The sequence below is a fragment of the Nostoc sp. DedQUE04 genome, from assembly GCF_034530995.1.
Lineage (GTDB): Bacteria > Cyanobacteriota > Cyanobacteriia > Cyanobacteriales > Nostocaceae > Nostoc.
Window position 1 is genome coordinate 44,823 of the sequence record NZ_JAVRCA010000009.1, and the last position, 24,619, is coordinate 69,441.

Annotated in this window: 20 protein-coding genes; 10 read left to right on the forward strand and 10 right to left on the reverse strand. The window is 43.4% G+C overall.

Annotated elements, in window-relative coordinates; translation table 11 throughout:
• The first annotated feature begins 108 nt into the window (after window positions 1–108).
• The 5 genes from RM049_RS08540 to folP all read left to right on the forward strand — a co-directional run bounded on the left by RM049_RS08540 (window position 109) and on the right by folP (window position 6,258).
• On the forward strand, window positions 109–987 hold the full coding sequence (locus RM049_RS08540) for an NAD(P)H-binding protein (RefSeq protein WP_322703877.1): 879 nt from the start codon (window positions 109–111) through the stop codon (window positions 985–987).
• 292 nt (window positions 988–1,279) lie between these two features.
• On the forward strand, window positions 1,280–2,935 hold the full coding sequence (locus RM049_RS08545; protein WP_322703878.1) for a B12-binding domain-containing radical SAM protein: 1,656 nt from the start codon (window positions 1,280–1,282) through the stop codon (window positions 2,933–2,935).
• Between the two features lie 232 nt (window positions 2,936–3,167).
• A complete protein-coding gene (locus RM049_RS08550; RefSeq protein ID WP_322703879.1) occupies window positions 3,168–3,971 on the forward strand; it encodes an SDR family NAD(P)-dependent oxidoreductase in 804 nt (267 codons plus the stop codon).
• A 367-nt stretch (window positions 3,972–4,338) separates the two neighbouring features.
• Entirely contained in the window at window positions 4,339–5,154 is an 816-nt protein-coding gene (locus tag RM049_RS08555; protein ID WP_322703950.1) for an MBL fold metallo-hydrolase, read from the forward strand.
• Window positions 5,155–5,409: 255 nt separating this feature from the next.
• Entirely contained in the window at window positions 5,410–6,258 is an 849-nt protein-coding gene (folP, locus tag RM049_RS08560; RefSeq protein WP_322703880.1) for a dihydropteroate synthase, read from the forward strand.
• 16 nt (window positions 6,259–6,274) lie between these two features.
• Here folP and RM049_RS08565 read toward each other — a convergent pair whose 3' ends face one another.
• Together RM049_RS08565 and RM049_RS08570 are read right to left on the reverse strand one after the other, a co-directional pair.
• Window positions 6,275–7,111, reverse strand: a complete 837-nt coding sequence (locus RM049_RS08565) for an SPFH domain-containing protein (RefSeq protein WP_322682904.1) — start codon at window positions 7,109–7,111, stop codon at window positions 6,275–6,277.
• A gap of 71 nt (window positions 7,112–7,182) precedes the next feature.
• Window positions 7,183–7,317 (reverse strand): hypothetical protein, encoded by a 135-nt coding sequence (locus tag RM049_RS08570; protein WP_322703881.1) that lies wholly within the window; start codon window positions 7,315–7,317, stop codon window positions 7,183–7,185.
• Between the two features lie 172 nt (window positions 7,318–7,489).
• On the opposite strand from RM049_RS08570, the gene RM049_RS08575 reads away from it, so the two are divergent.
• Together RM049_RS08575 and rpsU are read left to right on the forward strand one after the other, a co-directional pair.
• Complete coding sequence (locus RM049_RS08575) at window positions 7,490–7,834, forward strand: hypothetical protein (protein WP_322674200.1); 345 nt, start codon at window positions 7,490–7,492, stop codon at window positions 7,832–7,834.
• A gap of 305 nt (window positions 7,835–8,139) precedes the next feature.
• The gene (gene rpsU / locus RM049_RS08580; RefSeq protein WP_069073049.1) at window positions 8,140–8,319 is read left to right on the forward strand and encodes a 30S ribosomal protein S21; all 180 of its coding nucleotides are present in this window, start codon (window positions 8,140–8,142) and stop codon (window positions 8,317–8,319) included.
• Between the two features lie 270 nt (window positions 8,320–8,589).
• On the opposite strand, the gene pth is transcribed toward rpsU, so the two are convergent.
• From pth to psbH, 3 genes are all read right to left on the reverse strand, one after another.
• On the reverse strand, window positions 8,590–9,231 hold the full coding sequence (gene pth / locus RM049_RS08585) for an aminoacyl-tRNA hydrolase (protein ID WP_322674211.1): 642 nt from the start codon (window positions 9,229–9,231) through the stop codon (window positions 8,590–8,592).
• Window positions 9,232–9,600: 369 nt separating this feature from the next.
• Entirely contained in the window at window positions 9,601–9,873 is a 273-nt protein-coding gene (locus RM049_RS08590) for a TatA/E family twin arginine-targeting protein translocase (protein ID WP_094348881.1), read from the reverse strand.
• A gap of 141 nt (window positions 9,874–10,014) precedes the next feature.
• A complete protein-coding gene (psbH, locus tag RM049_RS08595; RefSeq protein WP_322674201.1) occupies window positions 10,015–10,218 on the reverse strand; it encodes a photosystem II reaction center phosphoprotein PsbH in 204 nt (67 codons plus the stop codon).
• Between the two features lie 85 nt (window positions 10,219–10,303).
• Between psbH and psbN the strand changes: the two genes are divergently transcribed.
• A complete protein-coding gene (psbN, locus tag RM049_RS08600) occupies window positions 10,304–10,435 on the forward strand; it encodes a photosystem II reaction center protein PsbN (protein ID WP_322688543.1) in 132 nt (43 codons plus the stop codon).
• A gap of 231 nt (window positions 10,436–10,666) precedes the next feature.
• On the opposite strand, the gene RM049_RS08605 is transcribed toward psbN, so the two are convergent.
• From RM049_RS08605 to RM049_RS08620, 4 genes are all read right to left on the reverse strand, one after another.
• Entirely contained in the window at window positions 10,667–11,671 is a 1,005-nt protein-coding gene (locus tag RM049_RS08605) for a transaldolase (RefSeq protein ID WP_322703882.1), read from the reverse strand.
• A gap of 149 nt (window positions 11,672–11,820) precedes the next feature.
• Window positions 11,821–13,251 (reverse strand): pyruvate kinase, encoded by a 1,431-nt coding sequence (pyk, locus tag RM049_RS08610; RefSeq protein WP_322703883.1) that lies wholly within the window; start codon window positions 13,249–13,251, stop codon window positions 11,821–11,823.
• Between the two features lie 319 nt (window positions 13,252–13,570).
• The gene (gap, locus tag RM049_RS08615) at window positions 13,571–14,614 is read right to left on the reverse strand and encodes a type I glyceraldehyde-3-phosphate dehydrogenase (RefSeq protein WP_322674205.1); all 1,044 of its coding nucleotides are present in this window, start codon (window positions 14,612–14,614) and stop codon (window positions 13,571–13,573) included.
• Between the two features lie 248 nt (window positions 14,615–14,862).
• Window positions 14,863–16,701 carry a vWA domain-containing protein gene (locus RM049_RS08620; protein ID WP_322703884.1) on the reverse strand — a complete coding sequence of 613 codons (1,839 nt, stop codon included), beginning with the start codon at window positions 16,699–16,701 and terminating at the stop codon, window positions 14,863–14,865.
• 259 nt (window positions 16,702–16,960) lie between these two features.
• Here RM049_RS08620 and RM049_RS08625 point away from each other — a divergent pair, with 259 nt between their 5' ends.
• Window positions 16,961–17,320, forward strand: a complete 360-nt coding sequence (locus RM049_RS08625; protein ID WP_322674207.1) for a Rieske (2Fe-2S) protein — start codon at window positions 16,961–16,963, stop codon at window positions 17,318–17,320.
• Between the two features lie 179 nt (window positions 17,321–17,499).
• Here RM049_RS08625 and RM049_RS08630 read toward each other — a convergent pair whose 3' ends face one another.
• The gene (locus tag RM049_RS08630; RefSeq protein ID WP_322703885.1) at window positions 17,500–18,003 is read right to left on the reverse strand and encodes an Hsp20/alpha crystallin family protein; all 504 of its coding nucleotides are present in this window, start codon (window positions 18,001–18,003) and stop codon (window positions 17,500–17,502) included.
• A gap of 828 nt (window positions 18,004–18,831) precedes the next feature.
• On the opposite strand from RM049_RS08630, the gene RM049_RS08635 reads away from it, so the two are divergent.
• Window positions 18,832–24,600 (forward strand): PAS domain S-box protein, encoded by a 5,769-nt coding sequence (locus RM049_RS08635; protein ID WP_322703886.1) that lies wholly within the window; start codon window positions 18,832–18,834, stop codon window positions 24,598–24,600.
• The last annotated feature ends 19 nt before the right edge of the window (window positions 24,601–24,619 follow it).

Genomic DNA, 24,619 nt, shown 5'->3' on the forward strand with positions numbered 1-24,619 from the left:
AATGAAATTATAAGGAATCTACGCCCATCCTAATAATTACCATTAACTTTACCAAAACAAATAGCACTAACCAATTCAAGAACCCTCGTAAACAAAAACGAAATATTTATGAAAGTTATAGTAACAGGTTCGTTAGGAAACATCAGCAAGCCACTGGCAAAGGAGTTAGTGCAAAAAGGTCATACGGTTACGGTTATCAGCAGCAACCCGGAGAAGCAAAAAGACATTGAAGCTTTAGGCGCCACCGCTGCCATCGGCTCACTGGAAGACGTTGATTTCCTGGTGTCTACTTTTACTGGTGCTGATGCCGTGTATGCTATGGTGCCGCCAAACTACACCGTACCCGATCCAAGAGAGTATTACCAAAGAACTGGCAGCAACTATGCACAAGCCATTCAACGGTCGAGCGTAAAGTGTGTGGTTCATCTTAGCAGTATGGGCGCGAATTTAGATCAGGGTACCGGATTTATCCTTGGTTCTCACGATGTAGAAGGCATTTTGAATCAGCTGTCAGACGTAGCCATTACGCATCTGCGCCCTGGTTACTTCTACTACAATCTCTACAACTTTGTAGATATGATAAAAGGGCTGGGCTTTATTGGCGCAAACTATGGTGGCGACGACAAGCTTGTAATGGCTGCCCCAAGAGATATTGCCGCCGCCGCCGCAGAAGAGATAGAAACAGCTGCTATCGGCAAGCAAGTGCGGTATGTGGCAAGTGACGAGCATACGGCCAACGAAACCGCTCACATCTTAGGTGCCGCCATTGGCAAGCCGGATTTAAAATGGGTAATCTTGACCGACGAGCAAACACAAAGCGGTTTGGAAGAGAGTGGAATGTCGGCACATATTGCGGCCAACTTTGTTGAAATGGGCAGCAGCATTCACAGCGGCGCATCGCGGCAGGATTATGAACTGCATAAGCCAATTGCTATGGGCAAAGTAAAGTTGGAAGATTTTGCAAAAGAATTTGCTGCTGCTTTTTAACAAGGAATTTACGCCCATCCTAATAATTACTCTTGACTTCACCAAAATAACTAGCCCTAACCGATTCAGAAACCCTTGAGGAAGTTATTAATTGTTTAGTTTGAAAAAAACTTTGCGATTTACTGAAGGTAAGATTGGGCGATTTATAATCTTTAAGACTTTGTTTTGAGCAAAAATACATTTCTAATTCGTTCTGCCTCCTACCTTTCTTTGGTAAGCTAGTTGGAATTACAGCTAATTCTGTCAATAAACTGTCAAATTACCTGCTCAGTTTTCCAGGGTGAAATTTGCGATGACTGTGAATTTAAAGTCTTTAGAGAACCAAATTAATGTAGCGGACAATTCTAAAACCGCTTCTGTCACTCAAGGAACCCGCTACGTTCCTTTGCACCATCGACGCATTCTGTGTATTTTTCCCAAGTACAGCCGTTCTTTTGGTACTTTTCATCATGCTTACCCACTTATGGGTAGTGTTCGGGCTTTTATGCCACCCCAAGGTATTTTAATTGTGGCTGCTTACTTACCTAAAGAGTGGGAAGTGCGGTTTATTGATGAAAATGTCAAATCAGCAAGTAGGGCTGATTATCAATGGGCAGATGTGGTGATTGTGAGTGGAATGCATATCCAAAAACCACAGATTAATCAAATTAACGAACTTGCCCATCGAGCGGGGAAAATTACCGTTGTCGGCGGGCCTTCGGTATCTGGGTGTCCAGAATATTATCCTGATTTTGACATTTTACACTTGGGCGAATTGGGAGATGCTAGCGATCGCATGATCGAGTATCTAGACCAAAACCTCAAACGTCCCCAACAACAAATTCGCTTTGAAACCAAGGAACGTTTACCCTTAACAGAGTTTCCCACCCCAGCTTATCATTTGCTGAATATCAATGATTATTTCTTGGCAAATGTGCAGTTTTCTAGTGGCTGCCCTTATCACTGCGAGTTTTGCGATATTCCCGAACTCTATGGCAACAGTCCCCGAATGAAAACGCCAGAGCAAGTAGTCGCTGAGTTAGACGCAATGCGACAATCAGGCAATTTGGGGGCAGTGTATTTTGTCGATGATAACTTTGTTGGCGATCGCCGCGCCGCCATGAAGTTACTTCCTCATCTGATTGACTGGCAAAAACGCAATGGCTATCCTATCCAGTTTGCCTGTGAAGCAACGCTCAACCTAGCTCAAAGTCCAAAGCTGTTGGAAATGATGCGCGAAGCTTATTTCTGCACAATCTTTTGCGGTATCGAAACACCAGAACCAAATGCCCTTCATGCGATTTCCAAAGACCAAAACCTGAGTATGCCAATCTTAAAAGCAATTCAGGTTTTAAATAGTTATGGTATGGAAGTAGTTTCAGGAATCATTATTGGGTTAGATACAGATACACCAGAAACAGCAGACCGAATTCTCGAATTTATTCGGGCATCGCAAATTCCCATGTTGACAATTAACCTGCTTCATGCATTACCGAGAACTCCATTATGGCGGAGATTAGAAGCAGAAGGACGACTTGTCTATGATGAAAGCCGGGAATCAAATGTTGAATTTTTGATGCCTTACGAACAAGTTGTTGAAATGTGGCGGCGCTGTATTACAACTGCTTATGAGCCAGAATTTTTATATCAGCGATTTGCCTACAATATGGAACACACCTATCCAAATCGCATCGAAGTTCCTAACAGTCCATCTCGCACTTCTGGGGCTAATATTCGCAAGGGTTTAACTTATTTAACTAATATTTTGGTGCGGATAGGCTTATTTAGTAACTATCGCCAGACTTTTTGGAAAATGGCCAAGCCAGCACTAAAAGCAGGTAATATTGAAAACTTGGTTCACGTTGGACTTGTCGGACACCATTTGATTAAGTTTGCCCAAGATTGCGCCAAAAATGAAGAATCGGCTTCATTTTATTCCCAAAAAATCGTTACGAAAGTTCGTAGCTAAGGTAACACTTAAAATAAGTTTTGAGAGCCTGAAAATCTGTTAGAGGTATATACAGAACTGTAAAAAAGTAACCTTGAAGATACACTCGCGATACTTCCTTAGAAAGACGCGATCGCACTGCCACCTGCCTAAGATTGTAAGGGTTGAAAGCCCACAGTCCATGCAATTATTTGGTAGCGATAAAACCATCGCCAGCGAGTGTGGAGCAGTTACATAGGAATTTTAGATGGTTATGAACAGTTCAGTGACCCGACCCTTGGCTGTCGTGACAGGTGCCTCTAACGGCATCGGTTATGAACTTGCAAAACAGTTTGCTCAAAACGGCTTTGATCTCCTAGTTACAGCCACCGGATCGAGCATTGACGAAGCGGCTCAAGCTTTTGAGAGGCTGGGTGCTAAAGTTGAAACGGTGCAAGCCGATCTCGCTAGCTATGACGGTGTTGAAACACTCTACAACCAGATTAAGGCGACTGGGCGACCAGTAGATGCGATCGCGATCAATGCAGGTGTTGGTGTCGGGGGTGATTTCGCCCGTGAAACCGACCTAAAGGACGAACTCAATCTGATCGATCTAAATGTCGTATCCTCTGTACATCTTGCTAAACGGGTGGTAAAGGATATGGTTGAGCTTGGCAAGGGTCGAATCCTTTTCACATCGTCGATTGCCGCCCTGATGCCCGGGCCGTTTGAGACAGTTTATGCTGCCTCCAAGGCTTTTGTGCATTCCTTTTCGGAGGGGTTACGCAACGAATTGAAGGACACGGGCGTTACCGTTACCGCCCTGATGCCGGGGCCAACCGATACTAACTTCTTCCACCGCGCGGGTATGGACGACACAAAAGTGGGCACGGATCAAAAGGACGATCCGGCTGAGGTCGCCAAGCAGGGTTTTGAAGCCTTGATGGCAGGAAAGGATCACATTATTGCTGGTTCCCTCACAACGAAGCTTCTGGCGAATGTTAGTAAGGTTTTACCTGATACAGTCAGTGCTGAACAGCATCGCAAGCTCAGTGAGCCGGGGTCAGGCAACAAGTAATTTGCACCTAGTCAAGACTCATTTTAAGCGTTCTAAAAAATAAATTATCCCAAATTATTTGCACATCTGTAGGGGCGCACAGCTGTGCATTGCTGTCAACTTAAGCTGAAAGCTTTTTCAAATCTCGTTTCCAGCCTCTGGGCTGGAAATGCACTTCAATTGGGCTGCTGCCGCCAGCAAGGGAGGCGGAGCCTCTAGGACGGCATTCCCAGTCGGAGCAGGGGAACGAGACAATATCTAAAAGCTGGTTATAGGCTGACTTTCACGTCAAGTTGACACCAATGCACAGATGTGCATCCATACTCACTTTGACAGTCAAAGTCGTAACGGAGGATTCATGCAAATTCATCATCTCAATTGCGGCTGTATGTGCCCGATTGGCGGGGCCCTCTTCGATGGCTTCAGTCGCGGCCCGAAGGCTCACCTCGTCTGCCACTGTCTGCTGATCGAGACAGAACAGGGACTTGTTCTGATTGATACCGGCTTTGGACTGCGCGATATCAAGTCGCCTTACTCTCGTCTCAGCCCGTTCTTCATTCATTTCAATGGCGTCCAGTTTGATAAAAAATACACAGCAGTCGATCAAATTGAAAAGTTGGGATTTTCCGCGCGAGATGTGCGTCATATTGTGCTTACCCACCTTGATTTCGATCATGCCGGTGGTCTAGAAGATTTCCCGGAAGCAACGGTACACGTAATGCAAACTGAGATGGAAACCGCCCAGGATCGGGGCGGCTTCATTGCCAAAAGGCGCTATCGTCCAGAACAGTGGGATGAGGTTAAGCACTGGAAGTATTATTCAGCCGGAGGCGAACCTTGGTTTGGCTTTGAAGCAGTACGTAACCTCGAGGGACTACCGCCAGAGATTCTCCTCATTCCCCTTGTTGGTCACACACGAGGTCATGCTGGTATCGCCGTAAATACACCAGAGGGTTGGCTTTTGCACGCAGGTGATGCCTATTTTTATCGGCACGAGATGGACTCAGCCAAAAAAAGCTGCACGCCAGGTTTACGCGCCTACCAATGGATGATGGAAGTCGATCGCCAGGCTCGATTGCTCAATCAAGATCGGCTACGCGCATTATCAAGCGATCGCAATAAAGATGTACGCTTGTTCTGTAGTCATGATGCTGTCGAGTTCAAAGCATTCGCTGACCAATCTAGTACAACACGGCGGAAATAAACTAATCATTCCAAATCAATGAAAGCTTGGTTATAGCGATTCCCAGTTAAGTGAGGTACAGATAATATTTTGAAACGCAGAGGGACGCAAAGTAAAGCGCAGAGGTACGCAGAGATTTTTCGCTCAGACGGCAGATTCGTTGGGTGCGTGGTAAACGAGTTTCTCGTCCTTGGGGTTATCTAGGACTAATTTTTACCTATGGTGTCGTCACCAGCTTGTTGCTGCTGATTGCCACTAATGGTTCAATATAAGGTTATGCCAAGGAACTTGATAATTCGAGAACGCTGTTTCAATTGGGGACAGCGGACTTATTTGATGGGCATTTTAAATGTAACGCCCGATAGCTTTAGTGATGGAGGTGAGTTTAACACTTCCTCTACCGCTTTAGTACAGGCGCAAGCACTGGTGGCTGCTGGTGCTGACATCATTGATGTGGGCGGTCAATCAACTCGACCAGGGGCAAAGCAAATAACTCTGGTGGAGGAACTTGACCGAGTACTATCAGTATTACAGGTGTTAAGACCAAAGATTTCAGTCCCGATTTCTGTAGATACAACCCGTGCTGCTGTAGCCAAGGCATCTGTAGAAGCTGGGGCGGATATTATTAATGATATTTCTGGCGGCACTTTTGACTCAGAAATGTTGGCAACAGTCGCAAACTTAGGTGTGCCGATGATTTTAATGCACATCCGGGGAACACCACAGACAATGCAACAACAGACTGATTATCAAGATTTGCTTGGTGAGATTTATAGTTTTTTGGCTCGGCAAATTGAGGCAGCAACTACTGCGGGCATTGACCTGGATAAAATTATTATCGATCCTGGCATTGGTTTTGCTAAAAACTATGAGCAAAATTTAGAAATTTTTCGCGGCTTGCGATCGCTCGCACCACTCAACTGTCCTATCTTGGTAGGAGCATCTCGTAAAAGTTTCATTGGTCGCATTTTAAATCAACCAGATCCCAAAGGACGAGTTTGGGGTACGGCAGCAGCTTGTTGTGCTGCTATTTTTAATGGTGCTGATATCCTCCGAGTTCACGATGTTCAAGAAATGCGCGATGTTTCATTAGTCGCCGATGCCCTATCAAGACAAGCCACATAAGGTAATTGCTAGGGTATTACTGTTCTTCGTGTTTTTTGCCGTTACCTTCTTGATTTACTGACTCGGCTATCAACTCCTGAAACATTTCACTTGAGTTAGCCGGGTCTACAAAGACAATTTTGGCATTACTGCTCTCACCAAGTTTTTGGCTAGCATCTACGTAATCTTGAGCCACAAGATACCGCAAAATATCCCTACTATCGGGATTGGAACGGAGAGCTTGAGAAATGATTTGCACTGAAGCCATAGTTCCTTCTGCTTTTTTAATCGCAGCTTCTTTTTCCCCTTCTGCTTCGGTAATCAGTGCCCGTTTTTTGATGACGGCGGCTTGTTCCTCTTCCCTAGACTTTCGGACACTTTCAGGTAGAGTAATTCTCTGAATATCTAATCGGAGAATCTCAACTCCCCAATCTGCCGTTACATGATTCAACTGATCTAAGATAGCTGAGTCCATCTCTGCTCTAGAGACGTTGGTCTGCTCTAGGGTATTTTGGGCAATTATTTCTCGGAGCGTAGTTGTGGTTATCTGTGTCAACGATCCTTGCAGATCCTCAATCGCGTAAAAGCTTCTCTCGATATCTCGAATCCGCCAGTATACAATAGCATCCACTTCTACGTAAATATTATCTTGGGTGATCACATTCTGAGGTTTAATGTCTGTAAACTGCTCTCGTGTAGTATCTTCCATGACAATCTGATCGACCAAGGGAACAATAAAGTTCAGTCCCGGCTTAAGTTTTCGATGATACCGCCCTAAGCGTTCGACTAAGGCTTCATTTCCTTGATTAATCAGTTTTGCAGAACCTAATGCATAACCTATAAGGGCTAAAACTATAGCAATAATTGGCTCCATGTATGCTCCTATTAAACTTTGGGGAGAATTTAATGTCAAAGATATGCTACTAGCTTGTCATATCTTTGAGTTTAATGTTTTGAGTCTGTAATTTTATCAACACCAGCAGCGATGTCGAGTCGCTGCATGTTTTGTACATATTCTCTAAGTAAGACTGTTTTGCGGAATGCGATCGCTATTAAAGCACCTTGATAAAACCCTGGCAAGGACTAATTGATGTAATCAACATTACTTGTACTGGCATTTTCAGACGGTCAGGAATTTAATTCAGTATATTTACGTAAGTAAATCATATTTAGGTAAAAATTTGGCAAGATATAAAAACCCCACTATAATCGGATAAAAATTAGCTTGGGCTATTAAAAACATCAAAATATTATGGGTAGATTGTTAATCAAACTTATAGGTTTAATTCTACTTTTCACAGGATTATACTTTTTTGGTCAAAACATCATATTTGTTAGTGGTTACTATTCATATTTTTACCGTAGCTTGCCGGCTACAGCTTCAGTTTTAGCAACGATGACAGGTATATTTGCATTAGTCTTTTTTCAAAGAGAAACTGGTAACTTAGGATGGATTTTTCTAGGCATTGGTATAGTACTAGTTTTCTTAAGCGGTGGAGTTATTTTACAGCCAACTAGCTTATGGAATTTCATAGTTGCTTTTACAGCATTAGCCGCTGGATATAAATTACTAAATGAGGGCAGAATCAACTTTTAAAATCTGTAAATATAGTCAGATTGACTCATCTACCTTAGTAGCTAAGATTACATTATTCGCTAGTTCATAGTACAGCCAGAAAAATTTAGTATTATAATTTTCTCATCTTCTCTATTGGTTCTGAGAGTGCATTATGGCACTTAGATTAACTTTTAGTTAAGTAACGATTTTCCGAGATAGAAGTACACATAACCCGCCTCAGCCGGACGAATAGCCTCTTAATTGTGACTTTAGCTCAGAGGGGTTTTACTAAGGTTGAGGGTAATATTAGAATGGAAACTATTGATGATGAGGAAAAGGGAAGAATGACCCAGGTGGTTCTAGGAGAGAACGAAGGAATAGACTCAGCTTTGCGTCGGTTTAAACGCCAGGTTTCCAAAGCTGGGATATTAGCTGATGTAAAATATCATCGGCACTTTGAAACACCAATAGAAAAACGCAAACGTAAGGCAGTGGCAGCTAGACGCACAAGACGTTTTAAATAAACCTATTTGGTGTGATATCGGCGTTGCTTGAGGTTATGACCGAAAACAGGCAATAGCGCTTGCGCCATTATTCATACAAACATTAAGCAAAGTCTGCCGCACCGTTAATTAGGGTGTAAATAAATTACTTTTCCTATACGTAGAGCGCGTTAGAGACTTTATCTTGGTTAGATGGAGCAAGCTAAAATCGCTACCCATCAACCAAAATAAGCGCCTTTAAACATCGGTTAGCTTTCTTTAATCAGCTGATAGGATAGTATTCATCCAGCCCTAAGACTCAGAATTATTAATTGTGCGGCTATTACAAACATTCATCGCCTTTTCTACTCCCTGCTTGAGACTTAGTTCAATACACTCAACTACGAACTGAAGTACAAGAGACATCTGCTGATTTTCGGCAGCGGAAAATCGCCCTAGCACATGAGAGATAGCACCAGAATCATCGTTATTAGCTGCATCTTTGGGTTTACCAATACCGATTCGCAAACGGGGAAAGTTTTGGGTACTAAGATGTGCGATCGCACTTTTCATACCGTTATGTCCTCCAGCCGAACCAGATAAGCGCAAACGAGTTTTTCCCAAGGGCAAATCCATATCGTCATAAATCACCAACACTGACTCAGGCGGCAATTTATACCAACTTGTCACCGCTTGTATGGCTTGTCCTGAGCGATTCATATAAGTTAACGGTTTCAACAAGCGAATTTTACCTCCACCTGGGGCCATACCCTCGCCATACTCACCTTGAAACTTGCGGTTTTCTGTTAAGGAAATGCGCCAAGAACGAGAGAGAGTTTCTAAAGCAGCAAAACCGATATTATGGCGTGTTTGGTCGTACTTAGCTTCTGGATTCCCTAACCCGACGATTAGTTGTGGAATTACCAAAGCTGGTTGCGTAACAGCTTCTGTCATTTTGCCTACAGTCAATTGATATTTATCACTCTTCTAGTAGTACGCCTTGGCAACTTGGCGGGGTAAAGGGGCAGGGGTAAAGGGTAAAGGTTTTTTATCCCTTACCATGAGTCCCTTTACCCTTTACCCAACCTCCACCTAACATTTTTGGGTTGCCAGACTACTAGTAATGAAGGGTTTGTAGTAAGCACTTTAGTGCTTAGGGATTGCCAAGAAATAAATTATCCAATCTTGTGGGGTGGGCGTCTCGCCCGCCCTTAGTTATGGGCGGACAAGATGTCCACCCCACAAGAAAAATTGTATGTTTTTTTATTTGGAAGTCCCTTAGAAAATAAGGACTAAAGTCCTTAGTACGAACTTGACAAACTACTAGCTAGGTTGGGAAGAACTAGCGGTATCCTGCTCAGATTTAGCAGGGTGGATTTGCTTAGGTTCCAGTTCAGCAGTAGTCTGTACAACTTCTTCTAACTGTTCTGCTTCTTTTTGAAACTCGTTTTGAAACTCCTTGGAAGCTTCTTGGAAACTACGAATTGTTTTGCCCACACTTCGACCGATCTCTGGTAGCTTTTTTGGGCCAAAGATTAACAGCGCTACTACCATAATTACAGCCATTTCTGGCAGACCAATACCAAATATATTCATTTTTTGTCTCCTGTAAACTCTAAAACCACTACAGAAATTCACATATATAGTTAGTCTAGTCGGAAATCGCAACTCACAAAAAAACCCGGAAAAACCGGGTGTAACTTAACTTGTTATCCAAACTCGCTCGCTGTGTATGTGTTAGCGTCCTAAACTGCGCCAATCGACAAATACATCCTGAACCAACAGTGTTTTATTGTAAAGTTGCAGAATAATCAGCAGAAACACGAAAAATAGCCCTATAAAAACAGCCATTACAGGGGTAGTACCCCAACCTGGAGCCACTTTCCCATACTCAGAGTTAAGTGGTTTCAGGATATCTCCCAACCTAGTCCTTTGTGCCATAGTTCACCTAAGATTACTTGCCAAAGCTTTTTTTAATCTTCTGTAATATTCTATAAGAATAGCACTCATCATCTATCTCTCAATTATGGAACCCGCAATAGTTCTTAGCATTTCTGTGGCTGCCGTGGTGATTGCCATCACTGGATTTTCGATTTATACCTCCTTTGGCCCTCCTAGCAAGGAATTGAACGATCCGTTCGATGACCACGAGGATTAAAAGAGTCATATCATGTCCGCAGCGTAAATTTTTGATGCTATGTCTACGACGGACTACGCCTACGTAGACAAGCATTGCTGTTGCTTGTCGGAGTTTTCTCGATGAGCGACTGGCGTGTGGAATGAAATGACTATGGCAATCATAACTAAATTACCCAGAGATCGTATTTGAAGTGCGTTACGGCTTAAGCCGTAACGCACACTACTTTGGATGTTTTTTAATTGGAAATCCCTAATGGCTTGCCACTACCTGTCCTTCCAGGCGAACTAGTCGGTCTGCCAAAAGTTTCTCAAGGTCTTCTAGTGCCTTGGTAAAACCTTTAATACCTTCGTCTAGTTTGTCAGTTGCCATGCGGTCAGCCGCGTGCATCTTGTCATAGCTAGCTTTGTCAACGGATATCTTTTCGATTTCCAAGTTTGCTGCCTTGGCGGGGTCAAGTTTACGTGGCAGTTCTCCAATGGTTGCTTGCAATTCAGCCAATAGGGACGGTGAAATGGTCAGCAAATCACTACCTGCAAGTTCAGTAATTTCACCAACGTTACGGAAACTAGCTCCCATAACTTCGGTTTTATAGCCGAATTTCTTGTAGTAGTTGTAGATTTTGGTGACAGACAAAACACCTGGATCTTCGGCTGCTGGGTAGCTATCGCGTCCGGTATCTTTTTTGTACCAGTCGAGAATCCGACCGACGAAGGGAGAAATTAAGGTAATGCCAGCTTCTGCACAGGCGATCGCTTGGTGAAGACCAAATAACAAGGTAAGGTTACAGTGAATACCTTCTTTTTCGAGAATTTCCGCAGCGCGAATGCCTTCCCATGTGCTGGCAATTTTAATTAAAACGCGATCGCGGCTAATTCCAGCAGCTTTATACTGAGCAATTAATTCCCGTGCCTTAGTGACGGTAGCTTCGGTATCGTAGGACAAGCGAGCATCCACTTCTGTAGATACACGACCGGGAATGATTTGCAAAATCTTTAATCCAAAAGCAACTGCCAAACGGTCAAAAGCTAGAGAAACTATCTGTGCTTGGGCGGCTCCGGCTCCAGCATCTTTCTGGGCTTGGAGTAAAGTTTGATCGACAATTTCCTGATATTCTGGCATTTGTGCCGCAGCAGTAATCAGCGAAGGATTGGTGGTAGCGTCTTGGGGTTTGAACTTTTCAATTGCCTGGATATCCCCTGTATCTGCGACTACAACAGTCACTTGTCGCAATTGTTCCAGTAAATTCTTAGACATAAAATACTCCGTGATGTTTGTTACAGGATTTACTTATTCCCCAGTTCTTTACACTCTTTACTCTTCCTTCAATTCTGATTCTGGCAATTTTTCTTGATCGTTGCCCAATTTTGCTTACTATCTTGTGCCACAGCCTTATTCTAAGTGCCTTATGCCGAAATTGGCTGTCCAATGGAATGCACTTTGATTAAACTAGTTGTTCCTGATTTACCAATTGGAACACCAGAGGTAATTACTACTTTATCGCCCTTATTCGCTAAACCCATGTCTACAACTGTGTTCACCACATTGGTAAACATCTCTTCGGCATTGTGGACTGGTGGGATCAGCAAAGCTTCCACACCCCAAGAAAGTGCTAATTGGCGGTAAGCGGTGATGTCGGAGGTCAGGGCAATAATCGGAGAAGTCGGCCGATATTTAGAAACCATTCTCGCCGTACTTCCTGATGTAGTGTTACAGAGAATTGCCCGTGAGCCTGTTTCATAGGCGATACGACAGACGGATTCTGCCACAGATTCGGTAACGCTCAGACTGCCTGCTTCATGACACCAAGCATTTTTGCTACCCTCATCTAAAGCCTGTTCTGTCCGCACGGCGATATTGTGCATCATCTGGACGGTGGCGACGGGATATTGTCCGACAGCTGTTTCACCAGAAAGCATTACCGCGTCTGTTCCATCCAAGATCGAGTTAGCAACATCGGTTGCTTCGGCGCGGGTGGGATCGGGGGCGCTAATCATTGACTCTAGCATTTGGGTGGCTGTAATCACCGGCTTGCCAGCACGATTGCAACGGCGAATAATATCTTTTTGAATTAGGGGTACTTCGTGAATTGGTACTTCTACCCCTAAATCGCCACGAGCAATCATAATCGCGTCGGCAACCTTCAGAATAGAGTCGAAATTTTCTACTGCCTCTGCTCTTTCGATTTTGGCAATTAAGCGAATCGAAGCGCCAGCCGCTTCAATCATCCGCTTGGCGGGTTCTAAATCTTGTGGCGATCGCACAAAGGATACCGCCACCCAGTCTACACCCAACTGAATCCCAAAACGCAGATCCAGCAAGTCTTTTTCGGTGATCGAACTTACAGGTAAAGGAGTTTGAGGTAGGTTTACTCCCTTGTGCGTAGAAATTAGCCCACCAATTTTAACTTGTGCCCGAATGCGATCGGCATCGCGATCGGTAACAATCAATTTGACGCGACCATCATTAATCAAAATCGGTTCGCCTGGTCGCACCATTGCAAACAAAGTCGGTAATGGTAAGGGTAGTTCGTCGATACTCTCACCCTTTTCTTGCAAAACAAAAGTAACTTCAGTACCAGCTTCTAAATTTAACCCTTCTGGTGGTAAAGTTCCCAAACGAATTTTCGGGCCACATAGGTCTTGCATAATGGCGATCGGCTTTTGCAGTTCAGTACTAATCTGCCTGAGATAGTGAGCCGTTTGGGCGTGAAATTCATAAGCTCCGTGGGAAAAATTCAGCCGTGCCACATTCATTCCAGCTTTTACCAAGGATTGCAGCTTTTCAGGTGCAGATGTAGCTGGGCCAACAGTACAAATGATTTTGGTTCGACGCATAGGGATTGGGGGTTGAGGAGTAACCTGCAAATTTGGATGCTTTTTGCGATGTCTACGACGGGCTACGCCTACGCTCAAAGCATCCAAATTCACACGTGCTTCATATCACTGGTTTGCTAAATAAAAATCCTAGATTCCGTTTTATTTTCGGAGTATTTACCATTTGACCCAAATCCCAAATTGGGTACTGGGTACTGGGGATTAGGGACTGGGGAAAAAACTTAATTACTAATGCCCCATACCCCATGACGCCACTTGCTCCACTTGGGGAGACCCCAAGACCGCAGTGGCTCCCCAATGCCCCATACCCAAAAATTAATCAAACCACAGCCACTGTCGGTGCGAGTTGTTCCTTCTGTGACATAGACAACATCAGGTCAATCACGCGATTTGAGTAACCCCACTCGTTGTCATACCAGGCAATTACCTTGAAGAAGTTGGAATTCAACTCAATCCCAGCACCTGCGTCAAAGATACTGGAATGGGTATCGCCTTGAAAATCTGTGGAAACTACTTCTTCATCTGTGTAACCCAAGATACCCTTTAATGACCCTGCGGCAGCCTCCTTCATAGCAGCACGGATTTCTTGATAACTGGTGTCTTTGGCTGTTTTGAAAGTTAAATCAACTACGGAGACATCGGGAGTCGGAACTCGTAATGCCATCCCAGTTAACCTGCCCTTCAATTCTGGTAAAACCAATGCTACGGCTTTCGCTGCGCCTGTGGAGGAGGGAATAATATTTTGGGATGCACCTCGACCACCCCGCCAGTCTTTCTTGCTGGGGCCGTCTACAGTTGGCTGAGTCGCAGTCATGGCATGGACTGTGGTCATCAACCCTTCAGTCAACCCAAAGTTGTCATTAATGACCTTAGCGATGGGAGCTAAACAGTTTGTAGTACAGCTAGCATTGGAGACAATGATATCCTTACCAGGGTCAAATAGGTGATGATTGACACCCATTAACAGGGTAGTAACTCTATCTGGATCTTTGGTGGGAGCGGAAATTACCACTCGCTTTGCACCTGCCTTCAGGTGGTTTGCAGCTCCTTCATAGTCAGTGAAGAGTCCGGTAGCTTCCACGACATAATCTGCACCTAATTTCCCCCAAGGTAACTCTGCTGGATTCCTAACTGACACACAAGGAATGAAATGTTCGTCAATCAGGATGCCGTCTTCCTTGGCTTCAACCTTGTGCTTTAATTGACCGTGGGTTGAGTCGTACTTTAATAGATAAGCGAGGTTATCTGGTGGTACTAGATCGTTAATGCCCACAAACTCAATGTTGGGATTATCGATGCCAGCACGAAGCACAAGTCGCCCGATTCGACCGAAGCCGTTGATACCAACTTTCAATTTAGTCAAGATTAAACCTCCCGTTGTGGAAGTTGAACAAAAGGAGAAAGTTAAAAGTCAAAATAGATTGCCTTTTACTCTTTACTCTTTGATCCTGACAGTCTCAGTCGGCTAAGGCATATTTACTTGGCATATTTTAAGGATTGGGCATTGGGCATTGGGCATTGGGCATTGGGCATTGGGCACTGATTATTAATTCTTCTCCCCCTGCTCCCTGCCCCTCTGCTCCCCTGCTCCCCTGCTCCCCGCTCCTCAATTCAAGTGGGTTGGACAAATCGCTTAATTTCACCACAGGCAATATAAGATTTGCCATCTGGTGCGGTTTTGACTTCATCAACGACGTAAAGCATTCCTTCCTCGCGCACCGATCGCGGAAAACGCATATTCCAATCCGGTTCATATCCGTCGGAAACCACTCTAGCACGTAGTTTGCTGCCATCTTTGACACACTGAACTAAAATACTGTCCCCGACGCTGTCAGTTGTGGGCAGATCGGCAGCACTGGCAGGGCCTTTGGAAGCTTTACCTGTGTTAGCTCGATTGGATTGTCTAGGGGCAACGAAGATATCTGTTTCACCGGGTTGAGCAAAACGGGTGATTTTACCACGTACCCGATAGAAAGTAGCATCGCTTGAGAGTTCCAATCCTTCAACGACATAGCGCGCCCCTTCGGCACGAATGGCACGAGGAAACTGGATGTTCTTGGTTAAATCATAGCCTTCAGACATGACCTTGACCCGCAGTTTACCCCCTTCACGAACGCAGTGCAATTCAACACCTGAACCGACTTCATTCACAATGGGCATGGCGTACACTTCATCGCCAGTAGTGACACCGCGACCCACCAAATCGCTGCGATTGCGCGTCATCGTTTGGTAAGTCTGATCTCGCATCTCTTTCCGTCCGGCATTGCCTAAAGCTTTTTGAGCGATTCGACTGGCGAAATATTCCAGCTGATCGATTTCTTCAGCAATTTCAAAATTCTCATTCAAGCCTTTATCTCGCAAATCTTTCACGAGCGCCCGCAGGGTTTGTTCAGCTTCCTGATGCTTGCCATGTTCAGCGAGATTAAGCGCAGTCTCTTTGGCCTTAGCAATGGTAAGGCGGCTCAGTTCCAGAATGATATGGCTTGTAGCAGCAAAAGCTGCTTCCTCAACAGTGCCAACTTTGGCGACGACATCTATAGTACCGGAAACGCTTTGAATCCGCTCATCTTGCACAACATCGGCGCTGTAATGCAGTTTCATCACAGGTAAATCACTAACTTGAGCGCTTGATATCCCCAGACTCAAACCGAGAAGTTTGTCCTCATCCTCGTAAAGCTCTCCCAAGGTGATGACAGCTTGACTGGCGTCATTCTGGCTAACTTTAGCCAGACTTAAGGTATCAACCAGGCTGACACCATCTGCCAATTCAAGTGTCACCTTGAGGTTCTGTCCCACTACTGCTCTTAAACTATCTAGCTCAATACTAAACACTTCAGTTGCTTCATCGATGCTTTGAATGAAGTAGAAGTTGCCTGTGGCTGCCCTTGCCATTCCAATCAGCAAGTCTTCGTTGAAACCTTGAGCAAAACCTAACGTAGTTGTGATAATACCTTCCTCAGCTTTTTGCCCTGCTGTCGCCGTCAGGATTTTGGGGTCTTGAATGCCCATATTGGCGTGACCATCGGTAAGCAGAAGAACACGGTTGATTTTTTGGGGATCGAGTCGCGTCTTCACGTGTTCGCAGCCTTTGAGCCATCCCCCCGATAAGTTGGTAATACCGCCTGCTCTCACTTTGCGGATGGAATTTTTCAGTGCGGCTTTGTTAGTCACAGGCTGGGGTGACACAACGCTATCCACTTCATCGTCGTAAACAACTACTGAGAGAATGTCATCTGGCTCAAGTTGCTCTACCACAGACTCAGCGGCTTTGAGTGCGTGATGCAAGGGAGCGCCTGCCATAGAGCCGGAACGGTCAATTACAAGCGAAAGGTTAAGGTTACGTCGAGGAGATTTAGCTATGTCGGCACGAAAACGTAGCAGAATATTTGTCTTTAATGAAGATCCTGCGGCGAGGATAGACTGGTCAAATTCGTAACTTGTCTTAATCATTTTTTATATTCCTCAAAATTGTCTTTTATCAGCTATAAGCCTTGTGATGCATAGATAGTAAACGCTTTATTTAGTTTACCCAGAAATAAATTTATTCAGTATAAAAATGGTATTTAATGTAAAATTTTATAGTTTTAGTATTTCATTAGCGTAGACAAAGCCTGTCGTAGACATTCTCGGCTCTCCAGTAGTGAAAGGCGATCGCACTGGTCACTATTGCGGGAAACTGTAAGCAGATATATTAAGAGAGGAGAACCTAATGAGTTGGACGAAAGTTCTTGCAGTCGAAGCACTTTCCCCTGGTGCGCGAGAAGTGGTGAAAGTTGGCAACCGGAAAATTCTGCTTTTGAATCACGAAAATCAGCTTTATGCTGTAGATAACAACTGTCCCCACTTAAAATTACCGTTGAAAAGTGGGAAAATTACTGAAAGTGGAGCAATAGTTTGTACCTTTCATCGCAGTGCTTTTGACTTGCGGACTGGTGAGGTACAAGGATGGTGTGCCTGGCCACCTGGTGTAGGTAAAGTGCTCTCGTTGGTTTCACAACAAAAAGCATTGCCAGTATTTCCAGTTCGTGTTGAAGAAGGCAGTATCTGGGTTGATGTGCAAGAGGAATAGCACCCTCTCCCTGAATTTACTGAAACAGTGCTAAATAAAAAAAGAAAAACCCCAGCTAAACTCATTTGCTGGGGTTTCTATCAAAATTTACCTATTCCAGAGAGATAGGAATCATTAGAATGAGAAAATAGAACATCTTCTCAAGCAGTTGGAACACTTTGCTGTGATGTTATGTTGGGTTAGTTGTTGCCATTGCTAGCTTCTATAGAAGCTGTAGCACTTTGAGATTGGCCTAAATTCACTTTAAAGACTTTGCTTTGTTCTTGCTCCAGTTTGGGTAAATTCAAAATTAAAATCCCATCTTTCAGGTCTGCTTTAACTTTTTGATTCTGAACTTTGGTTGGCAGAGGAATTACTCTAGCGAACTTGCCATACCGGAATTCCGAATGAACTTTAGCGTTAGATTGGGAATGTTTTTCGTAACGATGCTCACCAGCTATCGAAACTGCATCTTGAGTAACTTGAATATCCAAGTCTTTAGCTTCCACGCCTGGAATCTCAACTCTTAATAGCAACTCTGAACCATTATCATGTAATTCAACCGCAGGAACCCACGCTGTTCTCGGTGATGCAGAAATCTCGGAGTTATCGCGCTCGGCTGCTGTCAGCTCGGAGAATAGTTGATCCATTTGACGACGCAGAATTTCCATTTCACGGAATGGTTCCCAACGAATGAGTGCCATATTTCAATCTCTCCTTAACTTTCTAATTCAATCTTGGGTAATCAAACAAAGTTTTAGAGGTGTTTTTTAGAGAGGAGTTTTATTTGCTTTGTTTCTTCTCTCTAGTAAGTAATTTAATAAAAGAAGAAATTAAAAACAGTTGGGTAAACCGTACAGCCATAGGTTGGATTTACCGTATCAAACAAAAAACGGATGAAAAGCTTGAGAATATTGAATGTCAAAGAAGTAGGCGATCGGAAATTAAACTATGTTATGTAATGTAAATTTAATTAAATTCGCTTGTAGCTAGAAGCTCTAGCCCGATCTCAGGGTTAGATTGACAAAGACGCTGGACGTAGCTTGCCGTATGAAGACTTGCTAACGCTTTTGGCGTCTCCCCAAGGCGAAGGGCTACGGTGTGGACACAAGTAGAAAAAAGCTCGATTTCCCATTGTTCTCAGATTTATCTCGTTCTCATACAGAGCATGGCAATGGTTGATTGGGGGCTGCTGTCTCCAGTTAGACATTGAGTCTCTGACTCAATGAATGCATTCCCAGTCGGAGACTGGGAACGAGTCAAGCCCGATCAATCCAGATTTTTAGGACTTGTATGTACACCGTAGCTATTGGCTGTTTGGGATTATTCGGATTTAATTAAGTAATGAAGCGGACATGATATAAACAGTTATCCTGGTTTATCTGCAACTTTTCTATACACCCAGCGCTGAAGTATGCTTGTAAGCGACGATGATTTTATTTACAATCTGGTGACAGAGTTTTGCTTTCTGATTTCATGTTCAGTTTTATTCCAGAAATTCTTTCTGATTGAAAATTAACTTAGTAACTGATATGGATGCTCAAAAAATAAAAATTTTATTAGTTGATGACAACTTAGAGAATTTACATTTTTTATCAGACATCCTTCAACACCAAGGTTATCAGGTAGAAAGTGTGATTTCTGGGCAATTGGCAATCAAGACAGCACTCGTTTCTTCCCCGGATTTGCTTTTGCTAAATGTTCTCATTATCGACAAAGATGATTATCAAGTATGTCAATATTTGAAAGTTAACGATAAAACTCAAGATATTCCGATAATTCTTTTCGGAATTTTCGATGATTTTTTGGAAAAGATAAGCGTCTTCAATTTAAGCGATATTGACTATATTACTCAACCATTCAAAACTAAAGAAGTTTTATTACGCGTCCAAAATCAACTCAATGTCCAAAGATTGAAAAAACAGTTAAAAGAAAAAAATACCCAACTGCAACAGGAAATTCAAGAGCGTCAACGGCTTACAGTTGAGTTAAATATTTGCAACAGACAAATAGAAGATATTTTTAAAGAAATTCCCGTTAGCATTAGCAAAGCCTTTTGTAGAGAAGTTTATCAAAGCGAACGCCTGGTAGTCGAAGCCGCCCTGAAGAAGAGTGAAAGTCAGTATCGGCTTTTAGTGGAGACATCCCAGGACGCGATCTGGTCGGTGGACATTGATGGACTAATTACCTTTGTCAATCCAGCAGTCAAGCAGATTTATGGCTACGAACCGCAAGAAATGATCGGGCGTGCCTTAATTGATTTCATCTCACCGACACAAATTGCTCAAGATAAAGTAGCCTTTGAGGGTGTTCTTCAGGGAAAGTCTATCTTTCAGCATGAAACTACTTGTGTAGCTAAAGATGGTACTTTACTTTATCTAATGTTGAATGCGATCGCATTACGCAACGAAGACGGTCAAGTTATAGGTATGACGGGCACTGCTAGTAATATTACGCAGCGTCGAGGTGTAGAAAAATTACTCCAAGAAAGCGCGATTAAGCTCCGCAATCATAATCTCGTGCTCACACAATTGGCACAAAATCAAATACTTTATCAGGGTGATTTGAAAGCAGCCTTGGGTAAAATCACAGAAACAGCTGTCAAAAATATTGGCGTAGAAAGAGCTAGTGTCTGGCTGTATGACGCAACAGATATAAAAATCCAGTGTTTCGATCTATTTGAAGGCAGTTGCAATCAACATAGCGAAGGACTTTTCTTATCAGTGGCAGACTATCCAATTTATTTTGCAGCTTTGCAGCAAAATCAATCAATCGCCGCAGATGATGCTCATACCGATCCCAGAATTAAAGAATTTTCTGCCTCTTACTCAAAATTAAACATCACCTCTATCCTCGATACACCTATTAGGCTGGAGGGAAAGACCGTAGGAGTTTTATGTCTGGAAGCAGTGGAAGTTACGCATTATTGGACGCTAGAAGACCAAAATTTCGCTCGCTCTCTGAGCAATTTAGTATCCTTGGTATTGGAGGCAAAAGAACGCCAACGCGCAGAAGCAGCACGACGAGCTTCTGAAGAAAAGTTAGCATCAGCTTTCCGGTCATCTCCCGATCCAATTGCCTTAATTACTGTTCAGGGCAAACGCTACATCGAAGTAAACGACAGCTTTTGTCGGTTTTTTGGTTATTCTCGCTCTCAAGCGATCGATCGCACCGATAAAGAATTGCATATTTGGGTGAATCCAGAAGAATATAATTTTCTTACCCACATTCTGCAACAAGCAAAAGCCATCCGCAACTATGAAATTGATGTCTGCACTTCAACAGGAGAAATTAAAACAACACTGTTGAGTGCAGAAATGATCGAGATTGATGGGCAATGGTACGTACTAGGAACCACCAAAGATATTACTGAACGCAAGCAGGCAGAAAATGAAAGCCGTTTGTTGCTGTTGACAACCCAAGCTATCACTCGCGCTAGCGATGTCAACAGCGCCTTAGCAGTGGTCTTGCGCTTAATTTGTCACACCATTGGCTGGGATTTTGGTGAAGCCTGGATACCTAACGAAGATGGGACTGTTTTAAAACACAGTTTAAGCTGGTACGGGGAACAAAGCAGCTTAAAAGAATTCTGCCAGCAAAGCCAAACTTTGAAATTTGCTCTGGGAGTGGGATTACCAGGAAGAGTTTGGCAAAGTCAAGAACCAGAATGGATAGAAGATGTTTCTAAAGTTACACAACCAGTTTTCTTGCGATCGCCACAAGCCGCCAAGGTAGGATTAAAAGCTGGTTTTGGTGTTCCCATACTGGCTGGGAACCAAGTATTAGCTGTTTTAGTGTTTTTTAAACGTAGCTCAGTATTGGTAGATCGGCGTTTGCTCTTGCTAGTCAGTGCTGTTGCGGCTCAATTGGGTGGGTTGATTGAGCGCAAAACTTTAGAACAAGAATTAGCGCTCAGAGAAGCTCGTCTCAATGCCTTTTTTAGCAGCGCTCCCGTTGGCATGAATATTGTAGATAAACAGCTGCGATTTGTGCAAATTAACCAACTGTTGGCGGAGATTAATGGACTACCCCAGCAAGCTCATATTGGCAAGACCATCCATGAAGTTTTACCGGACATCGCTCCTTTAGTAGAACCAATTTATCAACAAGTTCTGATAACTGGTCAACCGATTATTAATCAAGAATTAAGCAGCACATCAATCAAACAACCAGATATTATCCGCCACTTCTTAGCTTCTTATTTTCCGATTGTTGGTGAAGGCGATCGCCCCTCTGGTGTTGGCACAGTTTTAGTAGAAATTAGCGAACTACATGCAGCCCTACGCGAACGCAAACACGTCGAACAAGAACTGCGTTTAGTCAACGAACGCCTACAATATCTGCTTACCTCTAGCCCTGTAGTCATTTATAGCAGCAAAACCTCAGATGATTTTAGCATTACTTTTATCAGTGAAAACATTAAAGAAATGGTAGGCTATGAAGCGCAAAAATTTATCGGTAACTCCAGTAGTTTTTGGCTCGATCGCGTCCATCCACAAGATATTGAACCGATCTCGGAAAAATTTTCCCACCTTATTAAGCAGGAGTACATTTCTTACGAATACCGTTGGTTACACGCTGACGGAACTTATCACTGGTTCTACGAAGAGATGAAGTTAATTCGTGACGAAGCAAATTCCCCGATCGAATGGGTTGGTTATTGGGCAGACATTAACGATCGCAAATTGGCACAACTAGCTTTGCAGTCAGGTCAGCAACGATATCAACTTCTGGCAGAAGCTTCACCAGCTTGTATCTTTCATACTGATGTGGATGGCAATGTTTTATATTTTAATCAACGCTGGAGTGAAATTACTGGATATAGTTTAGAAAGTTCTCTGGGAACACATTGGGCAAATGCCGTACATCCAGACGACCGCGAGCAGCTATTGTTGGCATGGAATCAAGCAACAGCTGCTAAGTCAACCTATAAATACGAACATCGTTTTTTGCATGATGATAGTACAGTTGTCTGGGTAATTTGTCATGCTTTGCCAGAATTTAGAGATGATGGAGAAATTAAAGGTTACATCGGTACAATTACTGATATTACCGAGAGAAAATTGGCAGAGGAAGCCTTGCGTGAGAGTGCAGAGCGAGAAAGAGCGATCGCGCAAGTGATTCAAAGAATGCGCCAAACACTGGATTTAGAGACGATATTTGCAGCGACAACCGAAGAATTACGCCAAGTACTAAACTGCGATCGGGTTGTTGTCTATCGTTTCAATCCTAACTGGAATGGCGAATTTGTTTCTGAATCGGTGGGTAACGGTTGGATTTCTCTCATAGAAGAACATAACAATGACCCTCATCTCACAGAAGGTGTTTTACAAGATGGGCGTTGTCTAGCGAAAATTTTGGATAGCGCCGATAATCAGGTGGAATATCCCGATCTGCAAGTAACCCCAGGTGCAAGTTTCATCTGTGTCCCAGACATTTACAACGCTGATTTTCATTCTGCTTATATCAACCTTTTAGAGCGCTTTCAGGCTAAAGCCTATATTATTGTTCCGATTTTACACGGTAGTCAGCTTTGGGGATTGCTGGCGAGTTATCAAAATTCCGATCCCCGCCAATGGAAACCAGGAGAAATCAATATCGTAGTTCAAATTGGCAATCAGTTGGGTGTTGCTTTACAGCAGGCACAATTGCTAGCGCAAACTCAAAGGCAGTCACAAGCATTGCAAGAAGCTGTGATCGTTGCTGATGCTGCTAATCGTGCCAAAAGCGAATTCCTGGCCAACATGAGTCACGAACTGCGTACTCCACTTAACGCCATCCTCGGTTTTACCCAAGTCATGAGCCACGATCGTGATTTATCAACTGAACATCAGCAAAATCTAGCAATCATCAATCGTGCTGGCGAACATCTCCTGAATTTAATCAACGACATTTTGGAAATGTCTAAAATCGAAGCTGGCAGAATAACCTTAAATCTCAACAGTTTTGACTTAATTCGCCTCTTAGAAAACCTCGAAGAAATGTTGCGCTTCCGCGCCACCTCCAAAGGATTGGAATTAGTCTTTGAATATACATCTCACCTTCCCCAATACATCCAAGTTGACGAAAGTAAACTGCGTCAAGTCTTACTTAACCTCCTGGGAAATGCCATCAAATTTACCGATACTGGCAGGGTAACACTGCGGGTGGGGATGGGGAGTGGGGACTGGGGAGTAGGAGAGGCAGGGGAGCAGGGGAGCAGGGGAGAAGGAGAAGTAGTAAGTCTTTCCCCTCAGCGCCTCAGCCCCTTTGCACCTCTGCCCAATGCCCAATGCCCAATGCCCAATGCCCAATGCCCTATGCCCTATGCCCAATTCCTAACCTTTGAGGTACAAGATACTGGCCGCGGTATTGCCCCACAAGAAATTGACTTGCTCTTTGAAGCTTTTGGGCAAACTGAAACCGGAAGAAAATCGCAACAGGGAACAGGACTAGGTTTAGCAATTAGCCGCAAATATGTGCAACTAATGGGAGGAGATATTAGCGTCACCAGCACTATTGGCGAGGGAAGTAAATTTACTTTTGATATTCAAATTGGTCTAGCCATAGCCAGCGAAATCCAGATTGAACAAACTAGACCCCAAGTTATTAGTTTAGCGCCTGCTCAAAGTGAATACCGTATTTTAGTGGTTGATGATTCCACAGACAGCCGTTTAGTGCTAATGAAAATTCTCACATCTATCGGTTTTGCAGTCCAAGAAGCAATAAATGGCATTGAAGCGATCGCACTTTGGCAGACATGGCAACCACATCTGATCTTAATGGATATGCGGATGCCAATTATGGACGGCTACGAAGCTACAAAAGTTATTAAAACTAGAGAAGAAACCTCAATCCAAAATACCAAATCCCAAATTCCAAATTGGAAGACAATTATTATTGCTTTAACTGCTAATGCTTTCGAGGAACAACGAGAAGCAATAATCAAAGCGGGTTGCGATGATTATATTAACAAGCCTTTCCGTGAGGAAGAATTACTAGAAAAGTTGAGCGAATATTTGGGAGTTCAATATATTTACCAAGAAGAAAGCTATCAGCTAACAAACCTAAAGCAACAAAGGCCAAAATCAATATTGACGCTTACAGATTTAGTGAATTTATTATCTGAAATGTCCCCTGAATGGGTGAAACAGTTATATACTGCCGCAGCTCAATGTAGTGATGACCTGATTTTAGAATTAATTGAGCAAATCCCTTCAGAAAATGCTGTACTGCAAAATTTTATCAAGAATTTAGCCCATGATTTTCAGTTTGAGAAAATTATGGAATTGACGAGTATTGCAGGAATATTATCCAGTTAATACAAATTGATTTACTAGT

Bases quoted from the DNA above. Each gene is read 5' to 3' on its own strand.
- RM049_RS08635 (WP_322703886.1), top strand. From the start codon at position 18,832: ATGGATGCTCAAAAAATAAAAATTTTATTAGTTGATGACAACTTAGAG.
- rpsU (WP_069073049.1), top strand. From the start codon at position 8,140: ATGACCCAGGTGGTTCTAGGAGAGAACGAAGGAATAGACTCAGCTTTG.
- pyk (WP_322703883.1), bottom strand. From the start codon at position 13,251: ATGCGTCGAACCAAAATCATTTGTACTGTTGGCCCAGCTACATCTGCA.
- RM049_RS08625 (WP_322674207.1), top strand. From the start codon at position 16,961: ATGAGTTGGACGAAAGTTCTTGCAGTCGAAGCACTTTCCCCTGGTGCG.
- RM049_RS08565 (WP_322682904.1), bottom strand. From the start codon at position 7,111: ATGGAGCCAATTATTGCTATAGTTTTAGCCCTTATAGGTTATGCATTA.
- RM049_RS08630 (WP_322703885.1), bottom strand. From the start codon at position 18,003: ATGGCACTCATTCGTTGGGAACCATTCCGTGAAATGGAAATTCTGCGT.
- RM049_RS08555 (WP_322703950.1), top strand. From the start codon at position 4,339: ATGTGCCCGATTGGCGGGGCCCTCTTCGATGGCTTCAGTCGCGGCCCG.
- psbN (WP_322688543.1), top strand. From the start codon at position 10,304: ATGGAACCCGCAATAGTTCTTAGCATTTCTGTGGCTGCCGTGGTGATT.
- RM049_RS08575 (WP_322674200.1), top strand. From the start codon at position 7,490: ATGGGTAGATTGTTAATCAAACTTATAGGTTTAATTCTACTTTTCACA.
- RM049_RS08605 (WP_322703882.1), bottom strand. From the start codon at position 11,671: ATGTCTAAGAATTTACTGGAACAATTGCGACAAGTGACTGTTGTAGTC.
- RM049_RS08550 (WP_322703879.1), top strand. From the start codon at position 3,168: ATGAACAGTTCAGTGACCCGACCCTTGGCTGTCGTGACAGGTGCCTCT.
- RM049_RS08545 (WP_322703878.1), top strand. From the start codon at position 1,280: ATGACTGTGAATTTAAAGTCTTTAGAGAACCAAATTAATGTAGCGGAC.
- RM049_RS08620 (WP_322703884.1), bottom strand. From the start codon at position 16,701: ATGATTAAGACAAGTTACGAATTTGACCAGTCTATCCTCGCCGCAGGA.
- folP (WP_322703880.1), top strand. From the start codon at position 5,410: ATGCCAAGGAACTTGATAATTCGAGAACGCTGTTTCAATTGGGGACAG.
- RM049_RS08590 (WP_094348881.1), bottom strand. From the start codon at position 9,873: ATGAATATATTTGGTATTGGTCTGCCAGAAATGGCTGTAATTATGGTA.
- RM049_RS08540 (WP_322703877.1), top strand. From the start codon at position 109: ATGAAAGTTATAGTAACAGGTTCGTTAGGAAACATCAGCAAGCCACTG.
- psbH (WP_322674201.1), bottom strand. From the start codon at position 10,218: ATGGCACAAAGGACTAGGTTGGGAGATATCCTGAAACCACTTAACTCT.
- pth (WP_322674211.1), bottom strand. From the start codon at position 9,231: ATGACAGAAGCTGTTACGCAACCAGCTTTGGTAATTCCACAACTAATC.